Annotated in this window: 14 protein-coding genes; 10 read left to right on the top strand and 4 right to left on the bottom strand. The window is 67.5% G+C overall.

Going from position 1 to position 18,962, the window contains the following annotated elements:
- Window positions 1-251: 251 nt before the first annotated feature.
- Entirely contained in the window at window positions 252-1,970 is a 1,719-nt protein-coding gene (gene ggt, locus AC5P53_RS03415; protein WP_046432417.1) for a gamma-glutamyltransferase, read from the bottom strand.
- A gap of 688 nt (window positions 1,971-2,658) precedes the next feature.
- On the opposite strand from ggt, the gene ilvC reads away from it, so the two are divergent.
- The 9 genes from ilvC to leuB all read left to right on the top strand — a co-directional run bounded on the left by ilvC (window position 2,659) and on the right by leuB (window position 12,313).
- Window positions 2,659-3,633, top strand: a complete 975-nt coding sequence (gene ilvC, locus AC5P53_RS03410) for a ketol-acid reductoisomerase (protein ID WP_014648333.1) — start codon at window positions 2,659-2,661, stop codon at window positions 3,631-3,633.
- Window positions 3,634-3,672: 39 nt separating this feature from the next.
- Complete coding sequence (gene ilvG, locus AC5P53_RS03405; protein ID WP_014648334.1) at window positions 3,673-5,409, top strand: acetolactate synthase 2 catalytic subunit; 1,737 nt, start codon at window positions 3,673-3,675, stop codon at window positions 5,407-5,409.
- Window positions 5,393-5,644, top strand: coding sequence for an ACT domain-containing protein (locus tag AC5P53_RS03400; RefSeq protein ID WP_014648335.1), 252 nt, complete (start codon window positions 5,393-5,395; stop codon window positions 5,642-5,644). Before ilvG ends, AC5P53_RS03400 begins: the two co-directional genes overlap by 17 nt.
- Before the next feature lie 96 nt (window positions 5,645-5,740).
- The gene (locus AC5P53_RS03395) at window positions 5,741-6,832 is read left to right on the top strand and encodes a threonine dehydratase (protein WP_049420878.1); all 1,092 of its coding nucleotides are present in this window, start codon (window positions 5,741-5,743) and stop codon (window positions 6,830-6,832) included.
- On the top strand, window positions 6,829-8,415 hold the full coding sequence (locus tag AC5P53_RS03390; protein WP_495227113.1) for a 2-isopropylmalate synthase: 1,587 nt from the start codon (window positions 6,829-6,831) through the stop codon (window positions 8,413-8,415). The genes AC5P53_RS03395 and AC5P53_RS03390 overlap by 4 nt, the downstream gene beginning before the upstream one ends.
- 10 nt (window positions 8,416-8,425) lie before the next feature.
- Complete coding sequence (locus AC5P53_RS03385) at window positions 8,426-9,205, top strand: class I SAM-dependent methyltransferase (protein WP_014648338.1); 780 nt, start codon at window positions 8,426-8,428, stop codon at window positions 9,203-9,205.
- Between the two features lie 60 nt (window positions 9,206-9,265).
- Window positions 9,266-10,684, top strand: a complete 1,419-nt coding sequence (leuC, locus tag AC5P53_RS03380; protein ID WP_032958185.1) for a 3-isopropylmalate dehydratase large subunit — start codon at window positions 9,266-9,268, stop codon at window positions 10,682-10,684.
- The gene (gene leuD / locus AC5P53_RS03375; protein WP_005410953.1) at window positions 10,684-11,262 is read left to right on the top strand and encodes a 3-isopropylmalate dehydratase small subunit; all 579 of its coding nucleotides are present in this window, start codon (window positions 10,684-10,686) and stop codon (window positions 11,260-11,262) included. Before leuC ends, leuD begins: the two co-directional genes overlap by 1 nt.
- Window positions 11,252-12,313, top strand: coding sequence for a 3-isopropylmalate dehydrogenase (gene leuB / locus AC5P53_RS03370; RefSeq protein WP_197574640.1), 1,062 nt, complete (start codon window positions 11,252-11,254; stop codon window positions 12,311-12,313). The genes leuD and leuB overlap by 11 nt, the downstream gene beginning before the upstream one ends.
- 141 nt (window positions 12,314-12,454) lie before the next feature.
- Here the strand turns inward: leuB and AC5P53_RS03365 are convergent, their stop codons facing one another.
- Window positions 12,455-13,228, bottom strand: coding sequence for an SDR family oxidoreductase (locus AC5P53_RS03365; protein WP_069117904.1), 774 nt, complete (start codon window positions 13,226-13,228; stop codon window positions 12,455-12,457).
- Between the two features lie 117 nt (window positions 13,229-13,345).
- On the opposite strand from AC5P53_RS03365, the gene AC5P53_RS03360 reads away from it, so the two are divergent.
- Window positions 13,346-14,251, top strand: coding sequence for a LysR family transcriptional regulator (locus tag AC5P53_RS03360; protein WP_014648342.1), 906 nt, complete (start codon window positions 13,346-13,348; stop codon window positions 14,249-14,251).
- A 368-nt stretch (window positions 14,252-14,619) separates the two neighbouring features.
- Here the strand turns inward: AC5P53_RS03360 and AC5P53_RS03355 are convergent, their stop codons facing one another.
- Together AC5P53_RS03355 and AC5P53_RS03350 are read right to left on the bottom strand one after the other, a co-directional pair.
- Complete coding sequence (locus AC5P53_RS03355; RefSeq protein WP_126411346.1) at window positions 14,620-17,781, bottom strand: efflux RND transporter permease subunit; 3,162 nt, start codon at window positions 17,779-17,781, stop codon at window positions 14,620-14,622.
- A gap of 4 nt (window positions 17,782-17,785) precedes the next feature.
- A complete protein-coding gene (locus AC5P53_RS03350; RefSeq protein WP_142235197.1) occupies window positions 17,786-18,916 on the bottom strand; it encodes an efflux RND transporter periplasmic adaptor subunit in 1,131 nt (376 codons plus the stop codon).
- Between the last annotated feature and the right edge of the window lie 46 nt (window positions 18,917-18,962).

Raw genomic sequence — 18,962 nt, 5'->3', positions numbered from 1 at the left:
CCAACCCAAAGCCCGCGGCTGTTGCCGTTGCCTTTGCTCTTGCTCTTCTTTTTCTTTTCCTGCGGTGACGGACACGGAAACTGTCCGTGGCCGGGCGGGTGGGTTGGCTGGGGGCGTGAGCCGCATGGATGCGGCGACCGAGCCTACAGGGACGTATTCACGGCGTCCCCCAGACAATCCATCCGCCCGGCCAAGCCAAGCATCGCTGAACCATCACCGCAGAGGGGGCTGCGCCCGGTGGCAGGGAAACCTCAATACCCCGCCGCCTGCCCGTCCTTGCGACTCTCCGAAGCTCCGTAATAAACCCCGCTCTCGGGGTCGCGCATGATCGCCTGGTACCCGCCATAAGGCCCATCGGCGAACACGATGCGATGCCCCTTGCGCATCAGCGCACGCACCGTCTCGTACGGGAAGCCGGTTTCCAGATTCACTTCACCACCGTCGGTCATCGCCGTGGCCTGTCCGGTCGGTTCGGTCGAGCCCTCGTGCTGGATGCGCGGTGCGTCACCGGCTTCCTGCAGGTTCATGCCGAAATCCACCAGGTTCATCACAATCTGCGCGTGGCCCTGCGGCTGCATCGCGCCGCCCATCACGCCGAAGCTGGCGTACGGCTTGCCGCCCTTGGTGATGAACGCCGGGATGATCGTCTGGAACGGCCGCTTGCCCGGTGCATAGCCGTTGGGATGGTTCTTCTGCAGCACGAACATCTCGCCACGATCCTGCAGGATGAAGCCCAGTCCCGGCGGCGCCATGCCGCTGCCCATGCCGCGGTAGTTGGACTGGATCAACGACACCATCATGCCGTCGGCGTCGGCCACGGTCATGTAGATCGTGTCGCCTTCTTCCAGCTGCTTCGGCGTGCCCGGCTGCACTTCCTTCAGCGCCTTGTCCATCGAGATCAGTGCGCGGCGCTGCGCGGCGTATTCCTTGGAGATCAGCTTCTGCACCGGCGCCGGCTGGAAGGCCATGTCGGCATAGAAGCGCGCACGGTCGGCGAAGGCCAGCTTCTTCGCTTCGACGAACAGGTGCACGTGCTCGGGTGAACCGAACGGGATCTTCGAGAAATCGTAGCCTTCCAGCACGTTGAGGATCTGCAGGGCGGCGATGCCCTGGCTGTTCGGCGGCAGCTCCCACACGTCGTAGCCACGGTAGTTGCTGCTGACCGGTTCGACCCACTCACCATGGTGGTCGGCCATGTCCTGGTAGCTCAGGTAGCCACCATTGGCCTTGAAGTAGTCGCCGATGGTGTGGGCAATGGCGCCCTTGTAGAAGGCATCGCGTCCGCCGTCGGCAATCTGCTGCAGGGTGCTGGCCAGGTTCGGGTTCTTCCACATCTCGCCCTTGCGCGGGGCGTGGCCGTTGATCGTGAACTGCTCCTTGAAGCCCGGGTACTGCGACAGCTTGGGCACCGAGCGGTCCCAGTAGTAGGCGATCACCTCGGCGACGGGATGGCCCTCGCGCGCGTAGCGGATGGCCGGCGCCAGGTTGTCGGCCATCGGCTTGCGGCCGAAGCGGTCGTGCAGCGCGAACCAGCCGTCGACCGCGCCGGGCACGGAGACCGGCAGCGGGCCGGTAGCCGGGATGTCCTTCAGGCCACGTCGCTGGAACTCGGCCAGGGTCAGCGACTTCGGCGAGCGCCCCGAACCGTTGTAGCCGTAGAGCTTCTGCGTCTTCGGGTCCCAGACGATGGCGAACAGGTCGCCACCGATGCCGTTGCCGGTCGGCTCCATCAGGCCAAGCGCGGCGTTGGCGGCGATCGCCGCGTCCACCGCCGAGCCTCCCCCTTTCATCACGTCCAGTGCAATCTGGGTGGCCAGCGGCTGCGAGGTAGCGGCCATCGCATGCGGGGCGATCACCTCCGAACGGGTGGCAAAGGTGTGGCCGGTGATGCGGTCGGCGGCCGAAGACAGTGCGGGCACAGCGGCCAGTACAGCGGCGGCCAGCAGGGAACGGGCAAGGCGTCGGGACACGGTCGGGTTCCGATGGAAGGGTGGTCCCCCGATCTTCGCCGCTGCGGCCATCCTGGGGTATCGGGCAGAGGTCATGGACGTTGATCCTGGGGCGGGTGTGCAAGGTCCGCACCCAGCAAGGCGAGGATCCGCCGGATTCCGCGCAAAAACCGCCCTGAAAGGAGTGAATTCCGGTTCACCGAAACACTTTCAGCGGCAACCATCCTTGTGCCACAGGCGATTGCGCCGGATGCAACGGAAACCAACAAGAATTCCGTCGCGAGGGTTGACATCGCCAAAACGGCTGTGTTTCTCTCGATCACATGTTGCATCACAACACGCCACCGCGAACCCACAACGAAGCCGCCGACATCGGCGCCGCCTCGCTGCGTTCGATTCTTGTGCTCGTACTTATTACCCAACCAACAGGTGCGGGACGAGCCAGCGTGTAAGCAACGAATACACCGGAACTCTTCAAAAACCCGCACCCGCCCCGGTGCGGGTTTTTTCATTTCAGAACCTGGTTTCAGACGCAACCACCATGCACAACGCCCAACGCAAAACCCGGACCCACACCGCCGCCACGCCTCGTGGTGGCTGTGCCTGCGCGGCGCATGGTGCCTCCTCCACCGCTTTCCCCTGACCGGCCGGTACGTCACCTCGACGACCGGCCGTTCTTTTTTTCTTCCCACCGCAAGGAACCTCCCCCATGAGCACCAACGACCTGCCCCAGACCAAGATCGCCGTCATCGGCTACGGCAGCCAGGGCCGCGCCCACGCACTGAACCTGCGCGAATCCGGCTTCGACGTGGTGGTAGGCCTGCGTCCGGGCGGCCCGACCGAAGTCAAGGCACAGGCCGACGGCTTCACCGTGAAAGCACCGGCCGACGCGGTGAAGGATGCGGACCTGGTCGCCGTGCTGACCCCGGACATGGTGCAGAAGAAGCTCTACGACGACGTGCTGGCGCCGAACATGAAGCAGGGTGCGGTGCTGCTGTTCGCGCACGGCCTGAACGTGCACTTCGACATGATCAGGCCGCGCGACGACCTGGACGTGGTGCTGGTTGCGCCCAAGGGCCCGGGCGCGCTGGTGCGCCGCGAGTACGAGATCGGCCGTGGCGTGCCCTGCATCTGGGCGGTCTACCAGGACAAGAGCGGCAAGGCGGCCGAGTACGCACTGGCCTATGCGGCCGGCCTCGGCGGTGCACGCGCCAACCTGATCCAGACCACCTTCAAGGAAGAGACCGAGACCGACCTGTTCGGCGAGCAGGCGGTGCTGTGCGGCGGTGCCTCGGCACTGGTGCAGGCCGGTTTCGAGACCCTGGTCGAAGCGGGCTACCAGCCGGAGATCGCCTACTACGAAGTGCTGCACGAACTGAAGCTGATCGTCGACCTGTTCTATGAAGGCGGTATCTCGCGCATGCTGGAATTCATCTCCGAGACCGCGCAGTACGGCGACTACGTCAGCGGCCCGCGGGTGATCGACGCCGGCACCAAGGCGCGCATGAAGGAAGTGCTGAAGGACATCCAGGACGGCACCTTCACCAAGAACTGGGTGGCCGAGTACGAAGCGGGCCTGCCGAACTACAACCGGTTCAAGCAGGCCGACCTGGAGCACCCGATCGAGAAGGTGGGCAAGGAACTGCGCGCCAAGATGGTCTGGTTGCAAGGACAGGCCGCGTAACCGCGCGGCCCTCCCCCACCCGCTTTGCAAGGTTCCCCCATGAACTCTTCCACACACCGCAGCGCGCCGCCCAACGGCGCGCGCTGGCTGACCCAGGCGCTGGAAGCCGAAGGCATCCGCACGCTGTTCGGCTATCCCGGCGGCACCATCATGCCGTTCTACGACGCGCTGGTGGATTCGTCGCTGAAGCACATCCTGGTCCGCCACGAGCAGGGTGCCGCACTGGCGGCGAATGGATTCGCCCGCGCCAGCGGCCAGGTCGGCGTCTGCGTGGCCACCTCCGGCCCGGGCGCCTCCAACCTGGTCACCGGCATTGCCGATGCGATGCTGGATTCGGTGCCGATGGTCTGCATCACCGGCCAGGTCGCCACGCCGCTGCTGGGTACTGACGCTTTCCAGGAACTGGATGTGTTCGGCCTGACCATGCCGATCGTCAAGCACAGCTGGCTGGTGCGCAGCGTCGACGACCTGCCGCGCGTGGTCGCCGATGCCTTCCGCGTCGCCCGCGAGGGCCGGCCCGGCCCGGTGCTGATCGACCTGCCCAAGGACGTGCAGCTGGCCGATGCCAGCCACCTGCCGGCGCACGTGCCGAGCAGCGTCGAGCCGCCACCTGCGCCGGCCGAAGCGGCCATCGCCGAAGCCATCGCCGCACTGGCGGCCGCCGAGAAGCCGGTGGTCTACGCCGGTGGCGGCATCGCGCTGGGCGATGCGGTGCAGGACCTGCGCGACTTCGTCGAAGCCAGCGCCATCCCCACCGTGATGACCCTGCGTGGCCTGGGCGCGCTGCCGGCCAGCCATCCGCAGTCACTGGGCATGCTGGGCATGCACGGTACCCGCGCGGCCAACATGGCGGTGCAGGAAAGCGACCTGCTGCTGGTGCTGGGTGCACGCTTCGACGACCGCGCCACCGGCAAGCTGGCCGAGTTCGCACCGTTCGCCCGCGTCGTCCATATCGATGCCGACGCCTACGAGATCTCCAAGCTGCGCAGCGCCGATGTCGCCGTGCCTGGCAACGTCGGCCATGCCATCCGTGCCCTGCGTGCGGCCTTCCCCTCCCCCAAGGCCCACCAGGACGCGTGGCGCAGGCGTTGCGCGCAGCACCGCGACCGCTTCTCGGCACGCTACGACGCACCGGGCCAGCACATCTATGCCCCGGCGCTGCTGAAGCGCCTGAGCGAGCTGGCCCCGGCCGATGCGGTGATCGCCTGCGATGTCGGCCAGCACCAGATGTGGGTGGCGCAGCACTGCCGCTTCAACCACCCGCGCAACCACCTGACCAGTGGCGCGCTGGGCACCATGGGCTTCGGCCTGCCGGCGGCGATGGGTGCGCAGTTCGCATGCCCGGAGCGCACCGTGGTGCTGGTGTCCGGCGACGGCAGCTTCATGATGAACGTGCAGGAGCTGGCGACCATCGCGCGTTGCCGCCTGCCGGTGAAGATCGTGCTGCTGGACAACAGTTCGCTGGGCATGGTGCGGCAGTGGCAGGAACTGTTCTTCGCCGAGCGTTACAGCGAGATCGACCTGTCCGACAACCCGGACTTCGTGGCGCTGGCACAGGTGTTCGGCATCGCCGCCACCCGCATCGACAACCGCGACGACGTGGAAGGCGGCCTGGCCGCGCTGCTGGCCGAACCGGGCCCGGCCCTGCTGCACGTGGCCATCGATGCACGTGCCAACGTGTGGCCACTGGTGCCGCCGAACACCGCCAACAGCACGATGCTGGAAAGCAACCCCGCCCATGCCCGCCAGGAGACCCCCAATGCAATACCGGCTTGACCTGGTGCTGCACCCGGCCGAAGGCGCGCTGCTGCGCGTGATCGGCATGGCCGAACGCCGCGGCTTCGCACCGCGCGCGATCAGCGGTGCGCCGGTGGCCGACGACGATGGCCGCTGGCACCTGCAGCTGGTGGTGGATGGCCAGCGCCCGGCGGAAACGCTGTGCCGGCAGATCGAGAAGATCTACGACTGCGTGTCCGTGCAGGTCACTGCCGTGGAAGGAGCATCCGTATGAACACCCGTACCGTAGTGACCACGGTGCCGGTACGGAGGCGTCTTCTTCGCCGCCCGTGCCCGCATGCGGCGGTCGCCCGCACCGCGCTGGTGGCCCATGCCGGCCGCTGATGCCAGCCAGGAAAGCGATGTCGGCGACGTAAGCGTCGCCGACGTACTGGCGGCGCAGGCCCGGCTGCGCCGCTTCCTGCCGCCTACCCCGCTGCACCATGCCGAGCGCTTCGGCACCTGGCTGAAGCTGGAGAACCTGCAGCGCACCGGGTCCTACAAGGTACGCGGCGCGTTGAACGCGCTGCTGGCCGGCCGCGAGCGCGGCGATACCCGGCCGGTGATCTGCGCCTCGGCCGGCAACCATGCCCAGGGCGTGGCGTGGGCGGCCTACCGCCTGGACGTGCCGGCCATCACCGTGATGCCGCATGGCGCACCGGCCACCAAGATCGCCGGCGTCGCCCACTGGGGCGCGACCGTTCGCCAGCACGGCACCAGCTACGACGAGGCCTACGCCTTCGCGGTCGAACTGGCACAGCGACACGGCTACCGCTTCCTGTCCGCGTTCGACGACGCCGATGTGATCGCGGGCCAGGGCACGGTCGGCATCGAGCTGGCCGCACACGCGCCGGACGTGGTGATCGTGCCGATCGGCGGCGGTGGACTGGCCTCCGGCGTTGCACTGGCGCTGAAATCGCAGGGCGTGCGCGTGATTGGCGCGCAGGTGGAAGGCGTCGATTCGATGGCACGTGCGATCCGCGGCGACGTGCGCGAGATCGCCCCGGTTGCCTCTCTGGCCGACGGCGTGCGGGTGAAGATTCCCGGCTTCCTGACCCGCCGCCTGTGCACCTCGCTGCTGGACGATGTGGTGATCGTGCGCGAGGCCGAACTGCGCGAAACGCTGGTCCGGCTTGCGCTGGAGGAACACATCATCGCCGAGGGCGCGGGCGCGTTGGCGCTGGCGGCCGGCCGCCGCGTCGCCGGCCGCCGCAAGTGTGCGGTGGTGTCCGGCGGCAACATCGATGCCGGTGTCCTGGCCGGCCTGCTCACCGACATCCGTCCGCGCCCGCCACGCAAACCGCGGCGACGGCGCAGCGAAACCCCGCGCTCGCCGACCAAGGCCAGCGCCCTCGCCTCCCCCGCCTCTTCCCCTTCCCCCCTGCAAGCCGTCGCACCCGCTGTCGAGGAGATTTCCCTGTGACCACCATCGAACGAATTACCACCCCGCGCATCCGCATCTTCGACACCACCCTGCGTGACGGCGAGCAGTCCCCCGGCTGCAGCATGAGCCCGCCGCAGAAGCTGGTGATGGCGCGTGCGCTGGACGAACTGGGCGTGGACATCATCGAGACCGGCTTCCCGGCCAGCTCGCAATCCGACCGCGAGGCGATGGCGATGATCGGCCGCGAGCTGCGCCGCCAGAGCCTGAGCCTGGCGGTGCTGTCGCGCTGCCTGCAGGCCGATATCGAGACCTCCGCACGTGCACTGGAAGCGGCAGCCAACCCGCGCCTGCACGTGTTCCTGTCGACCAGCCCGCTGCACCGCGAGCACAAGCTGCGGATGACCCGCGAGCAGGTGCTGGAGTCGGTACGCAAGCACGTCTCGTTGGCCCGTTCCTACATCGACGACGTCGAGTTCTCGGCCGAGGATGCCACCCGCACCGAGCTGGACTACCTGATCGAGGTTTCGCGCGTGGCCATTGCCGCCGGCGCCACCACCATCAACCTGCCCGACACCGTCGGCTTCACCACGCCGGAAGAAATCCGCGCGATGTTCCAGCAGGTCATCGCCGGGGTCGCCGACGTGCCGAACGCGGCCAACGTGATCTTCAGCGCGCACTGCCACAACGACCTGGGCTTGGCGGTGGCCAACTCGCTGGCCGCCATCGAAGGCGGTGCACGCCAGGTCGAGTGCACCATCAACGGCATCGGCGAGCGCGCCGGCAACTGTTCGCTGGAAGAGATCGCGATGGTGCTGAAGGTCCGCCAGGCCTTCTACGAACAGGACAGTTCGATCAACACCCCACGCATCGTCGGCACTTCGCAGCTGCTGCAGCGTCTGGTCGGCATGCCGGTACAGCGCAACAAGGCCATCGTCGGTGCCAACGCGTTCGCCCATGAATCGGGCATCCACCAGCACGGCATGCTGCGCCACCGCGGCACCTACGAAATCATGCGTCCGGAAGACGTGGGCTGGGAAGATTCGCAGATGGTGCTGGGCCGCCACAGTGGCCGCGCCGCCGTCGAAGCGCGCCTGCGTGCGTTGGGCTTCTGGCTGGACGAAGACGAACTGAAGCTGGTGTTCGAGCAGTTCAAGGGCCTGTGCGAACAGCAGCGCGTGGTCACCGATGCCGACCTGCAGACGTTGATGCAGGGCGGCTCCAACGCGCAGGGCTACCGCCTGGCCTCGATGACCATCAGCGACGTCGGCAGCCGCGCCAACGCGCTGGTCGAACTGTCCGACCCGGATGGCAACCGTGTGGCCGAGACCGCGCAGGGCGACGGCCCGGTCGATGCGCTGTTCGGCGCGCTGTCGGCCGCCACCGGCGTGCAGCTGATGCTGGACAGCTATCACGTGCACAGCGTCGGCATCGGCGCCGATGCGCGCGGTGAAGCCAACCTGAGTGTGCGCCATGACGGCGTGGAGTACGACGGCACCGGCACCAGCAAGGACATCATCGAAGCCTCCGCGCTGGCCTGGCTGGATGTGGCCAACCGCCTGCTGCGCCAGCGTCAGGCCGCCGTCCACAGCAGCACCGACGTTCCCGCTTCCGCCACCGCCTGAGGATCCCACCATGAGCGCCTTCGACACCCCCACCCCGGCCAGCGCCGCTGGCCAGCAGTGGAACGCCCAGGACTATGCGATCGATGCCGGCTTCGTGCCGCTGCTCGGCGGTGCGGTATCGCGCCTGCTCGACCCGCGCGCCGGTGAGCGCATCCTCGACCTGGGCTGTGGCGATGGCGTACTCAGCACCGAACTGGCCCTGAGCGGTGCGCGCATCCACGGCGTGGATGCCTCGCCGGAACTGGTGATCGCCGCCCGTGCGCGCGGCGTCGACGCCCAGCTGATGGACGGCCACGCACTGTCGTTCGACAGCGAGTTCGATGCGGTGTTCAGCAATGCGGCACTGCATTGGATGACGACTCCGGACCGCGTACTGGAAGGCGTGCGCCGCGCCCTGCGCCCCGGTGGCCGCTTCGTCGCCGAGTTCGGCGGCCACGGCAACGTGGCCACGATCATCGCGGCCGTGCAGGCCGCGCGCGTGGCCCACGGGCATGGCGCCAGCACCTTCCGGTGGTACTTCCCGACGGCCGATGCCTACGCCGATCGCCTGCGCCAGCATGGCTTCCAGGTGCAACTGATCGAGTGCACGCCGCGCCCGACCGCACTGCCGACCGGCGTGGCCGGCTGGCTGCGGGTATTCGCCGCACCGCTGCTGGACGACCTGCCGGCCGAGGCCCGCGCCACCGTGCGCGAGGCGGCCACCGCACTGCTGGCCGAGCTGCCGCGTGACGCATCTGGCCAGCCGCTGGCCGACTACGTGCGCCTGCGTGTGCTCGCCCGCCGTCGCTGACTTGACCGTTCCGCTTTCCTTACTGATGTTCGCTATTTCGTACTTCTGCCAGGCATACGCATGACTTCCGCACCCCGCACCCTGTACGACAAACTGTGGGACGCCCACGTGGTGGTTCCCGAATCCGACAGCGCGCCCGCCGTGCTGTACATCGACCTGCACCTGATCCACGAGGTGACCTCGCCGCAGGCCTTCACCGAACTGCGCGAACGCGGCTTGTCGCCGCGCCGGCCGGACCGCACCAAGGCGACGATGGACCACTCCACGCCGACCCTGCCGGCCGCCGCGGACGGCACGCTGCCCTATGCCAGCGCCGCCTCCGAGGCACAGGTCGCCACGCTGGCGCGCAACTGCGCCGAGCACGGCATCGAGCTGTTCGACATGGCCTCGGACAACCGCGGCATCGTCCACGTGATCGCGCCCGAGCAGGGCTTCACCCAGCCGGGCATGACCATCGTCTGCGGCGACAGCCACACCTCCACCCACGGTGCCTTCGGTTCGCTGGCGTTCGGCATCGGCACCAGCGAGGTCGGCCACGTGCTGGCCACGCAATGCCTGCTGCAGCGCAAGGCGAAGACGCTGGCGATCACCGTCGATGGGCCGCTGGCGCCGGGTGTCGGCGCCAAGGACGTGGTCCTGCACATCATCGGCGTGATCGGCGTCAATGGCGGCACCGGCCACGTGATCGAGTTCCGCGGCAGCACCATCGAAGCGATGGACATGGAACAGCGCATGACCCTGTGCAACATGTCGATCGAAGCGGGTGCGCGTGCCGGTATGGTGGCGCCGGACCAGGTCACCTTCGACTTCGTCGCCAACACCCCGCGCGGCCCAAAGGGCGCCGATTTCGAGGCTGCGGTGGCGCGCTGGCAGCAGCTGCGCAGTGATGACGGCGCGCGCTTCGACAGCGAAGTGCACATCGACGCCGCCGATATCCGCCCGACCCTGACCTGGGGCACCCACCCGGGTACCGCCATCGCGGTGGATGCGCCGATCCCGGCCGCCAACGATGCCGCCGCACAGAAGGGCCTGGACTACATGCATTTCCAGGCCGGCAAGGCGCTGGCCGGAACACCGGTGGACGTGGTGTTCGTCGGTTCCTGCACCAACGGCCGCCTGAGTGACATGCGTGAGGTGGCGCAGGTGCTGCGCGGTCGTCGCGTCGCCGACCGGGTGCGCATGCTGGTGGTGCCGGGCTCGGAGATCGTCAAGCGAGAGGCCGAGGCCGAAGGCATCCATGAGATCGTGCGCGCGGCCGGTGCCGAATGGCGCGAGCCGGGCTGCTCGATGTGCATCGCCATGAATGGTGATCTGGTCGCGCCCGGGCAGCTGGCCGTGAGCACCAGCAACCGTAATTTCGAAGGCCGCCAGGGTCCCGGTTCGCGCACCCTGCTGGCCTCACCGATGAGCGCGGCGTGGGCCGCGGTGAACGGGCATGTCGCCGACACCCGCGAGCTGTTCGCACAGGAGGTGGCGTGATGGCCGGTTTCCGTACCTTGACCTCGGCCAGCGTGGTGCTGCGCCAGACCAACATCGACACCGACCAGATCATCCCGGCGCGGTTCCTGTCCACCACCGAACGCGCCGGCCTGGGCCGCAACGCCTTCAATGACTGGCGCTGGCAGGCCGACGGTTCACCGGTGGCCGACTTCGCCTTCAACCAGCCGCACAACGCCGGCCGCAGCATCCTGCTGGCGGGTCGCAACTTCGGCTGCGGCTCGTCGCGCGAACATGCACCTTGGGCGCTGACCGACCTGGGCCTGCGCGCCATCGTCAGCAGCGAGATCGCCGACATCTTCCGTGGCAACTCGCTGAAGAACGGCCTGCTGCCGATCGTGCTGGACGAGGCCGACGTGCAGGCGCTGATGCAGCGCCCGGATGATGAGCTGACCATCGACGTGGCCGCGCGCGAACTGCGCACGCCGGACGGCCGCGTCTATTCCTTCCCGCTGGACGGCTTCTCGCAGACCTGCCTGCTGGAAGGTGTCGACCAGTTGGGGTATCTGTTGGGCCGTGTCCCTGAAATCGAACGTTACGAGAGTGAGCATGCACGCTGAAATTGTTGTCCTGCCCGGTGATGGCATCGGCCCGGAAGTGGCCGCCGCGGCAGTCGCCGTCCTGAAGGCCGTCGCCGAACGCTTCAACCACACCTTCACCTTCAGCGAGCACGACATCGGTGGCATCGCCATCGACCGCCACGGCGAACCGCTGCCGGCGTCGACCCTGGCCGCCTGCCAGGCCGCCAGCGCGGTGCTGCTGGGCGCAGTCGGTGGCCCGAAGTGGTCCGACCCGAACGCCAAGGTGCGTCCGGAACAGGGCCTGCTGGCGATCCGCAGGGCGCTCGGCCTGTACGCCAACCTGCGCCCGGTGCGCACCCATGAGGCCGCGCTGCACGCCTCGCCGATCAAGGCCGAGCTGCTGCAGGGTGTGGACTTCGTGGTGGTGCGCGAACTGACCGGCGGCATCTACTTCGGCGACAAGACCCGCGATGCCGACAGTGCCAGCGACCTGTGCCGCTACACCGTGGCCGAGATCGAGCGCGTGCTGCGCAGTGCCTTCCGCCTGGCCCGGCAGCGGCGTGGCAAGGTCACCTCGGTGGACAAGGCCAACGTGTTGGAAACCTCGCGCCTGTGGCGCGACGTGGCCGCGCGCATCGGCCGCGAGGAGTTCCCGGAGGTGGCGCTGGAGCACCAACTGGTCGATTCGATGGCCATGCACCTGCTGGCCAAGCCGCGCGAGTACGACGTGATCGTCACCGAGAACATGTTCGGCGACATCCTCACCGACGAAGCCTCGATGCTGGCCGGCTCACTCGGCCTGCTGCCCTCGGCCTCGCTGGGTGAACCGGGTGCGGTCGGCATCTACGAACCGATCCACGGTTCGGCCCCGGACATCGCCGGCAAGGGCATCGCCAATCCCTACGCGACGATCTTCAGCGCGGCGATGCTGCTGCGCCATTCGCTGGGGCTGGAAGCCGAAGCCGCAGCAGTGGAAGCGGCGGTGCACGCGGTGCTGGATGATGGGGTGTTCACTGCCGACCTGGCCGCCAAGGGCCAGGCCGTGAGTACCGCCGCCGCCACGGATGCGGTGCTGGCCAAACTCAACTGATCCGATGGCGCCACTCCATGCGTGGCGCCTCTGCCTTTGGTCATTGTGCGCAGCCACCCATGGGGTGGCTCTACTGTAGATCCACGCCATGCGTGGATCGTTCGAATGTCGCGCAGCAGATCCACGCCATGCACGGCTGCATTATTTGGTGGTGTACCCACCATTGACCAGGATGGTCTGCCCGGTCATCCACCAGCCATCGGTGACCAGGAAGCGGATCCACGGCACAATGTCGGCGATGTCGGTCAGGCCGGTACGGGTGAACGCCGAGAGCGCGGCCGCGGTCTTGTGGTACGCCTGTGCATCGGCACTCTCGGCCGGGTAGAAGAACGGCGTGTCCATCGGGCCCGGCCCGATCGCAGTCACCGAGATGCCGCGCTCACCGAACTCCTTTGACGCCGCGCGGGTGAAATGCTCGACCGGCGCCTTGGTGCCGGCATAGCTGGAATAGAACGGCGTGAACGCACCCAGCAGCGAGGTGACCAGGGTGCAGATGCGGCCACCGTCATTGACGTGGCGGCCTGCTTCCTTGAGGAAGAAGAACGCCGCCTTGGCGTTGACCGCGCTCATCTCGTCGTACTCCGCTTCGCTGATGTCCAGCAGCGGCTTCTTCAATACCTTGCCGACCGTATTGATGGCGATGTCGGGACGGCCGGCTGCGGCCACGGCATCGGCGAACAAGCGCTCCATCGCTGCCGCCGAGGTCAGGTCGCCCTGCAGGGCCACCGCCTTGCTGCCGGCCGCCTGCACGGCGGCAACGGTTGCTTCTGCATCGGCCTGGGTCGCGGCACTGTTGTAGTGGATGACGATGGCTTTGGCGCCCTGTGCGGCGAAGTCGCGGGCGATCAGGCCGCCCAGGTTCTTGGCGCCACCGGCGATCAGCACGGTCTTGCCCTTGAGGGAATGCTCGGTCATGGCTTCGGTCTCAGGAGGGGGCTGCCCGGGGTGGCAACCCTGCCCTGACGACGATATCGTGCAGAAAAAGCGGATAAAGCCCGCCACATTGACTTAACTTTCCAGAGCCAGCGAACAATGGACCGGATCGATCGCTTCCGCATCTTCACCCGGGTCGTGGAGTGCGCGAGCTTCACCCGCGCCGCCGACCAGCTCGGCCTGCCCCGTTCGACCGTCTCGGCGGCGATTGCCGAGCTGGAACAGCGGCTTGGCACCCGCCTGCTGCAGCGCTCGACCCGACGGGTATCCACCACCCATGACGGCGACGTGTTCCATGCCCGCTGCCTGCGCCTGATCGCGGAGGTTGAAGACGCCGAGTCGCTGTTCCGGCAGGACGACGCGCAACCGGCCGGTTTGCTGAAGATCGACGTACCCAGCCGCATCGGCCGTCGCATCATCGCCCCGGCGTTGCCGGATTTCTTCGCGCGCTACCCGCAGGTGGAACTGGACCTGGGCATGACCGACCGCGCGGTGAACCTGATCGAAGACGGCTGCGATGCGGTGCTGCGGGTCGGCCAGCTGGGCGATTCCAGCCTGGTGGCGCGCACGCTGGGCCAACTCGACTTCGTCAACGTGGCCGCGCCGGCCTACCTGCGCGAGCACGGCATGCCGCAGCACCCTGCCGACCTGCAGCAGCACCGCGCGGTGAACTACGCATCGCCGACCACGGCACGGGTGGAACCGTGGGAATGGCAGGATGGCGGCCAGCTGCGCACGCTGCCGATGCCCGGCTGGGTACGCGTGAACAGCGCCGAGGCCTCGATCGCGTGCTGCGTGGCGGGATTGGGGCTGTTGCAGATTCCGCGCTACGACGTGCAGGCCGAGCTGCAGTCAGGCGCATTGGTGGAGGTGATGCCGCAGTACGCGGCGCAGCCGCTGCCGGTGACCCTGCTGCAACCGCATCGGCAACACCGTGCACTGCGCGTGCAGGTGTTCGTCGAGTGGCTGCTGCCAGTGCTGCGGATCGGCCTGCAGCTGCAGTAGATCCACGCCATGCGTGGGTGCTTCTGTAGAGTCGAGCCATGCTCGACTCATCCCATCATAGCGCGAAGAGCGAAGAGCAGCCGAGCATGGCTCGGCTCTACAGAAAGCAGATCCCGCGAGCAGATCAGTCCACGCCATGCGTGGATGCATGCTGCAGTGTCAACCAAGGTTGGCACCTACCAGGGCAACGATCCGCTGCTGTAGATGCACGTCATGCGTGGGTGCTTCTGTAGAGTCGAGCCATGCTCGACTCATCCCATCATCGCGCATAGCGCAGCCGAGCATGGCTCGGCTCTACAGAAGGCAGATTCCGCGAGCAGATCCATCCACGCCATGCGTGGATGGGTGCAGCCGCAGAACCCGGGGCATTACGCCCCGGATTCGTCCGGCTTCACCCGGAACCACGCCGCGTACAACGCCGGCAGGAACACCAGCGTCAGCACCGTACCCACGATCAGACCACCCATGATCGAGATCGCCATCGAGCCATAGAACGCGCTGCGCGACAGCGGAATCATCGCCAGCACGGCCGCCAGCGCGGTCAGCACGATCGGGCGGAAGCGGCGCACCGTGGCATCGATGATCGAATGCCAGCGATCATGCCCGGCATCGATGTCCTGCTGGATCTGGTCGATCAGGATCACCGAGTTGCGCATGATCATGCCCGCCAGCGCGATCGTGCCCAGCAGCGCGACGAAGCCGAACGGCGCACGGAACAGCAGCAGGAACAGGGTCGCACCGATGATGCCCAGCGGCGCGGTCACCAGCACCATCGCCGCACGCGAGAAGCTGCGCAGCTGCAGCATCAGCAGCGTCGCCACCACCACCAGGAACAGCGGCATGCCGGCCTTGATCGAGTTCTGCCCGCGCGCCGAGTCCTCCACGGTGCCGCCGGTTTCCAGCAGGTAGCCGCTGGGCAGCTCGGCACGGATGCCATCCAGCGTGGGCACGATCTGGTGCACCACGTCCAGCGCCTGCATGCCATCGCTGATGTCGGCGCGCACGGTCACGGTCGGCAACCGGTTGCGGTGCCAGATGATGCCGTCCTCGAAGCCGTACTCCATCGTCGCCACCTGCGACAGCGTGATGCTGCCGCCGTTGGCGGTCGGCATCGACAGGCTGGACAGCAGCTCCAGCTGGTTGCGCTCATCGGCCGGCCCGCGCAGCAGCATCTCGATCTGGCGGTTGCCTTCGCGATACACGCTCACCGACTGGCCGGCCAGCGAACTGGCCAGGAACTGGCTGACCTGGGCGCTGCTCACGCCCAGCGCGCGGGCACGCTCCTGGTCGATCACCAGCCGCACCACCTTGCTCGGCTCGCTCCAGTCCAGGTTGACGTTCATCACGTGCGGGTTCTCACGCACCTTGGCCTCGACCTGGCGCGCGATCGCCTGCACCTTCTCGATGTGCTCGCCGGAGATGCGCATCTGCACCGGATAACCGACCGGCGGGCCGTTCTCCAGGCGGGTCACGCGCATCTGCACGTCCGGGAACTTCGGAATCACCTCGTGCAGCAGCCAGTCACGAGTGCTTTCGCGCGATTTGATGTCCTTGGCCAGCACCACGAACTGGGCGAAGTTGGTCGCCGGCAGCTGCTGGTCCAGCGGCAGGTAGAAGCGCGGCGAACCGGTACCCACATAGGACACATAGTTGGCGATGCCCTCGCGGCTGGACAGCAGCTTCTCCAGCTTCTCGGCCTGGGCCTGGGTCGAGCGCAGCGACGCCCCCTCGGCCAGCTCGATGTCCACCATCAGTTCCGGCCGGGTCGAGTCCGGGAAGAACTGCTGCGGCACGAAGCGGAACATCATCAGTGAGAACACGAACAGGGCGACGGTCGCGGCGATCACCCACCAGCGGCGGCGCAGGCAGGCGTCGAGGAAGCGCCGGAAGCTGCGGTAGAACGGGCGCTGGTAGGGATCGTGGTCGTGCCCATGCTGCGGCGGTGCGATCAGGTTGGCCAGCGCCGGATAGCGGTCGGCCCACTGCTGGCGCTTGCCCAGCCAACGCGCGGACAGGCTGCCGGGCTTCGGCGGCTGCGGATTGAACAGGTCCGGCAGCATCTTGTCGCCCAGGTACGGGATGAACAGCACCGCTGCGATCCACGACACCACCAGTGCAATGGTCACCACCTGGAACAGCGAACGGGTGTATTCACCGGTGCTCGATGCCGCCGTGGCGATCGGCAGGAAGCCGGCTGCCGTGATCAATGTGCCGGTCAGCATCGGGAACGCGGTCGATTCCCAGGCGAAGCTGGCCGCGCGCAGGCGATCGAAGCCCTGCTCCATCTTGGTGGCCATCATCTCCACCGCGATGATCGCATCGTCCACCAGCAGGCCCAGCGCCAGCACCAGTGCGCCCAGCGAAATCTTGTGCAGGCCGATGTCGAAGTAATGCATGACGAAGAAGGTCATCGCCAGCACCAGCGGAATGGTCACGCCCACCACCAGGCCGGTGCGCAGGCCCAGCGAGAAGAAACTGACCAGCAGCACGATCACCACCGCTTCGGTCAGCACCTGCACGAACTCGCCAACCGACTCCTCCACCGACTGCGGCTGGTCGGACACCTTGCGCAGCTGCATGCCGGCCGGCAGGGTCTTCTGCAGCCGCTCGAACTCGGCGTCGAGGTTGGCGCCCAGCTTGAGGATGTCACCGCCATCCTTCATCGCCACCGCCAGGCCGATCGCCTCTTCGCCCATGAAGCGCATCTTCGGCGACGCCGGATCGGCGAAGCCACGCTTGACCTCGGCGATGTCGCCCAGGTGCACGGTGCGGTCGCCAGCACGGATCGGGAACTGGCGGATGGCGTCGATGTCGTTGAACTGGCCCGTCACGCGCAGCTGCACGCGATCGGTGGCGGTCTCGAAGAAGCTGGTGCCGGTGATCGCATTCTGGTCGGCCAGCGCCTGCTGCACCTGCTGCATCGACACACCCAGCGTTGCCAGCCGGGTGTTGGACAGTTCGATCCACACCTTCTCGTCCTGCAGGCCGACCAGGTCGATCTTGCCGACATCGGGTACGCGCTGCAGTTCCAGCTGGATGCGGTCGGCGTAGTCGCGCATCACCGCGTAGTCGAAGCCCTTGCCGGTCAACGCATAGATGTTCCCGTAGGTGTCGCCGAACTCATCGTTGAAGAACGGGCCGACAATCTCGCGCGGCAGCGTCGCACGGATGTCGCCCACGCGCTTGCGAACCTGGTACCACAGGTCCGGGATCTGCTTGGAACGCAGGCTGTCGCGCGCCATGAAGATGACCTGCGATTCGCCGGGGCGCGAATAGGAGCGGATGAACTCGTACTCGCCGGTGTTCATCAGCGCCTTCTCGATCGGCTCGGTCACCTGCCGCGAGACCTGTTCGGCGGTGGCGCCCGGCCAAAGCGTGCGCACTACCATCGCCTTGAAGGTGAATGGCGGATCCTCGGACTGGCCCAGATGCTTGTACGACCATGCGCCGATCAGCGCGAAGGCAAGCATCGCGAACAGCACCAGCGGGCGGTTGGACAACGCCCACTCGGAAAGATTGAAGCGGCGCACCGGCTTACTCCTTGGCCTTGGCGGCAGCGGCCGGCGTGGCCGGCTTCAGCACCGGGCGGTTCTGGCGGTCCACGGCGATCACCGGCTGGCCGGCACGCAACAGGTGTCCGCCGGCAGCGACCACCCAGTCACCCGCATTCACGCCGGACAGCACCGGCACCGATTCGCTGCCATAGGCACCGGTGGTGACCGACGCGGCCTTCAGCGTGCTGTTGGCCGGATCGACCACCCACACGCTGGCGGCACCGTTGGCACCGCGCTGCAGCGCACCGAGCGGCAGCTGCAGGGTGCCGTGGCGGCCGGCGCTGCTGTAGACGCGCGCGCTCTGGCCCAGTTCGACATCGGCCAGCGCATCGGCGGGCAGGCTGACCCGGGTTGCATAGGTGCGTGCCTGTGGATCGGCGGCAGCGGCGATCTCGCGGATCGTGCCTGGCAGGCGCTGGCCAGGACGGTTCCACAGCTCCACCTCGACCGGCTGGCCCACCGCATAGTCGCGGATGGTGGCCTCGGGCAGGTCGATCAGCACTTCGCGCCCGCCATCGGCGGCCAGGTTGAAGATGGTCTGGCCGGCCGACACCACCTGCCCGGCTTCGGCCTCACGGCTGGCGATCACGCCATCGGACGGCGCGCGCAGCTGTGCGTAGTCGGCCTGGTTGCGCAGCACATCGAGGTTGGCGCGGGCGGCGTTGGCCTGGCCCTGCGCGGCCTTGAAGGCGGCGGACTGCTGGTCCAGCTGCGAGCGGCTGACCAGCTGCTGGTCGGCCAGCACCTGGTAGCGCTTGAGGTCATTACGGGCACGCACCAGATCGGCTTCGGCCGCAGCAAGCTGCGCCTGCGAGGCGCGGGCCTGCAGCGCGAAGTCGGCCACGTCCAGCTCGGCCAGCACGTCGCCCTTCTTCACCCGTTGCCCGGCATCGACGTGGCGCTTGACCAGGTTGCCGCCAACGCGGAACGACAGTGGACTTTCCTGCCGCGCACGCACCGTGCCCGGGAACGCCGCCGGCGCCTGCCCGGCCTGCTCGCCAGGGTGAACCACCAGCACCGGAACGGCCGCCTGGGGCGCCTGTTCCTGTCCCGAACAGGCTGCCAGCGCAGCCATCCACACCATACCGCCCATCCAGCGCACGATCTTCATCGGTCAACGTCCTGAAAACGCAGGGTTGCAACTAAGGGGGGAGCCG

The sequence above is a fragment of the Stenotrophomonas sp. YJH_SMC_82 genome (assembly GCF_059368875.1).
This window is presented reverse-complemented; position numbering and strand designations above follow the sequence as displayed.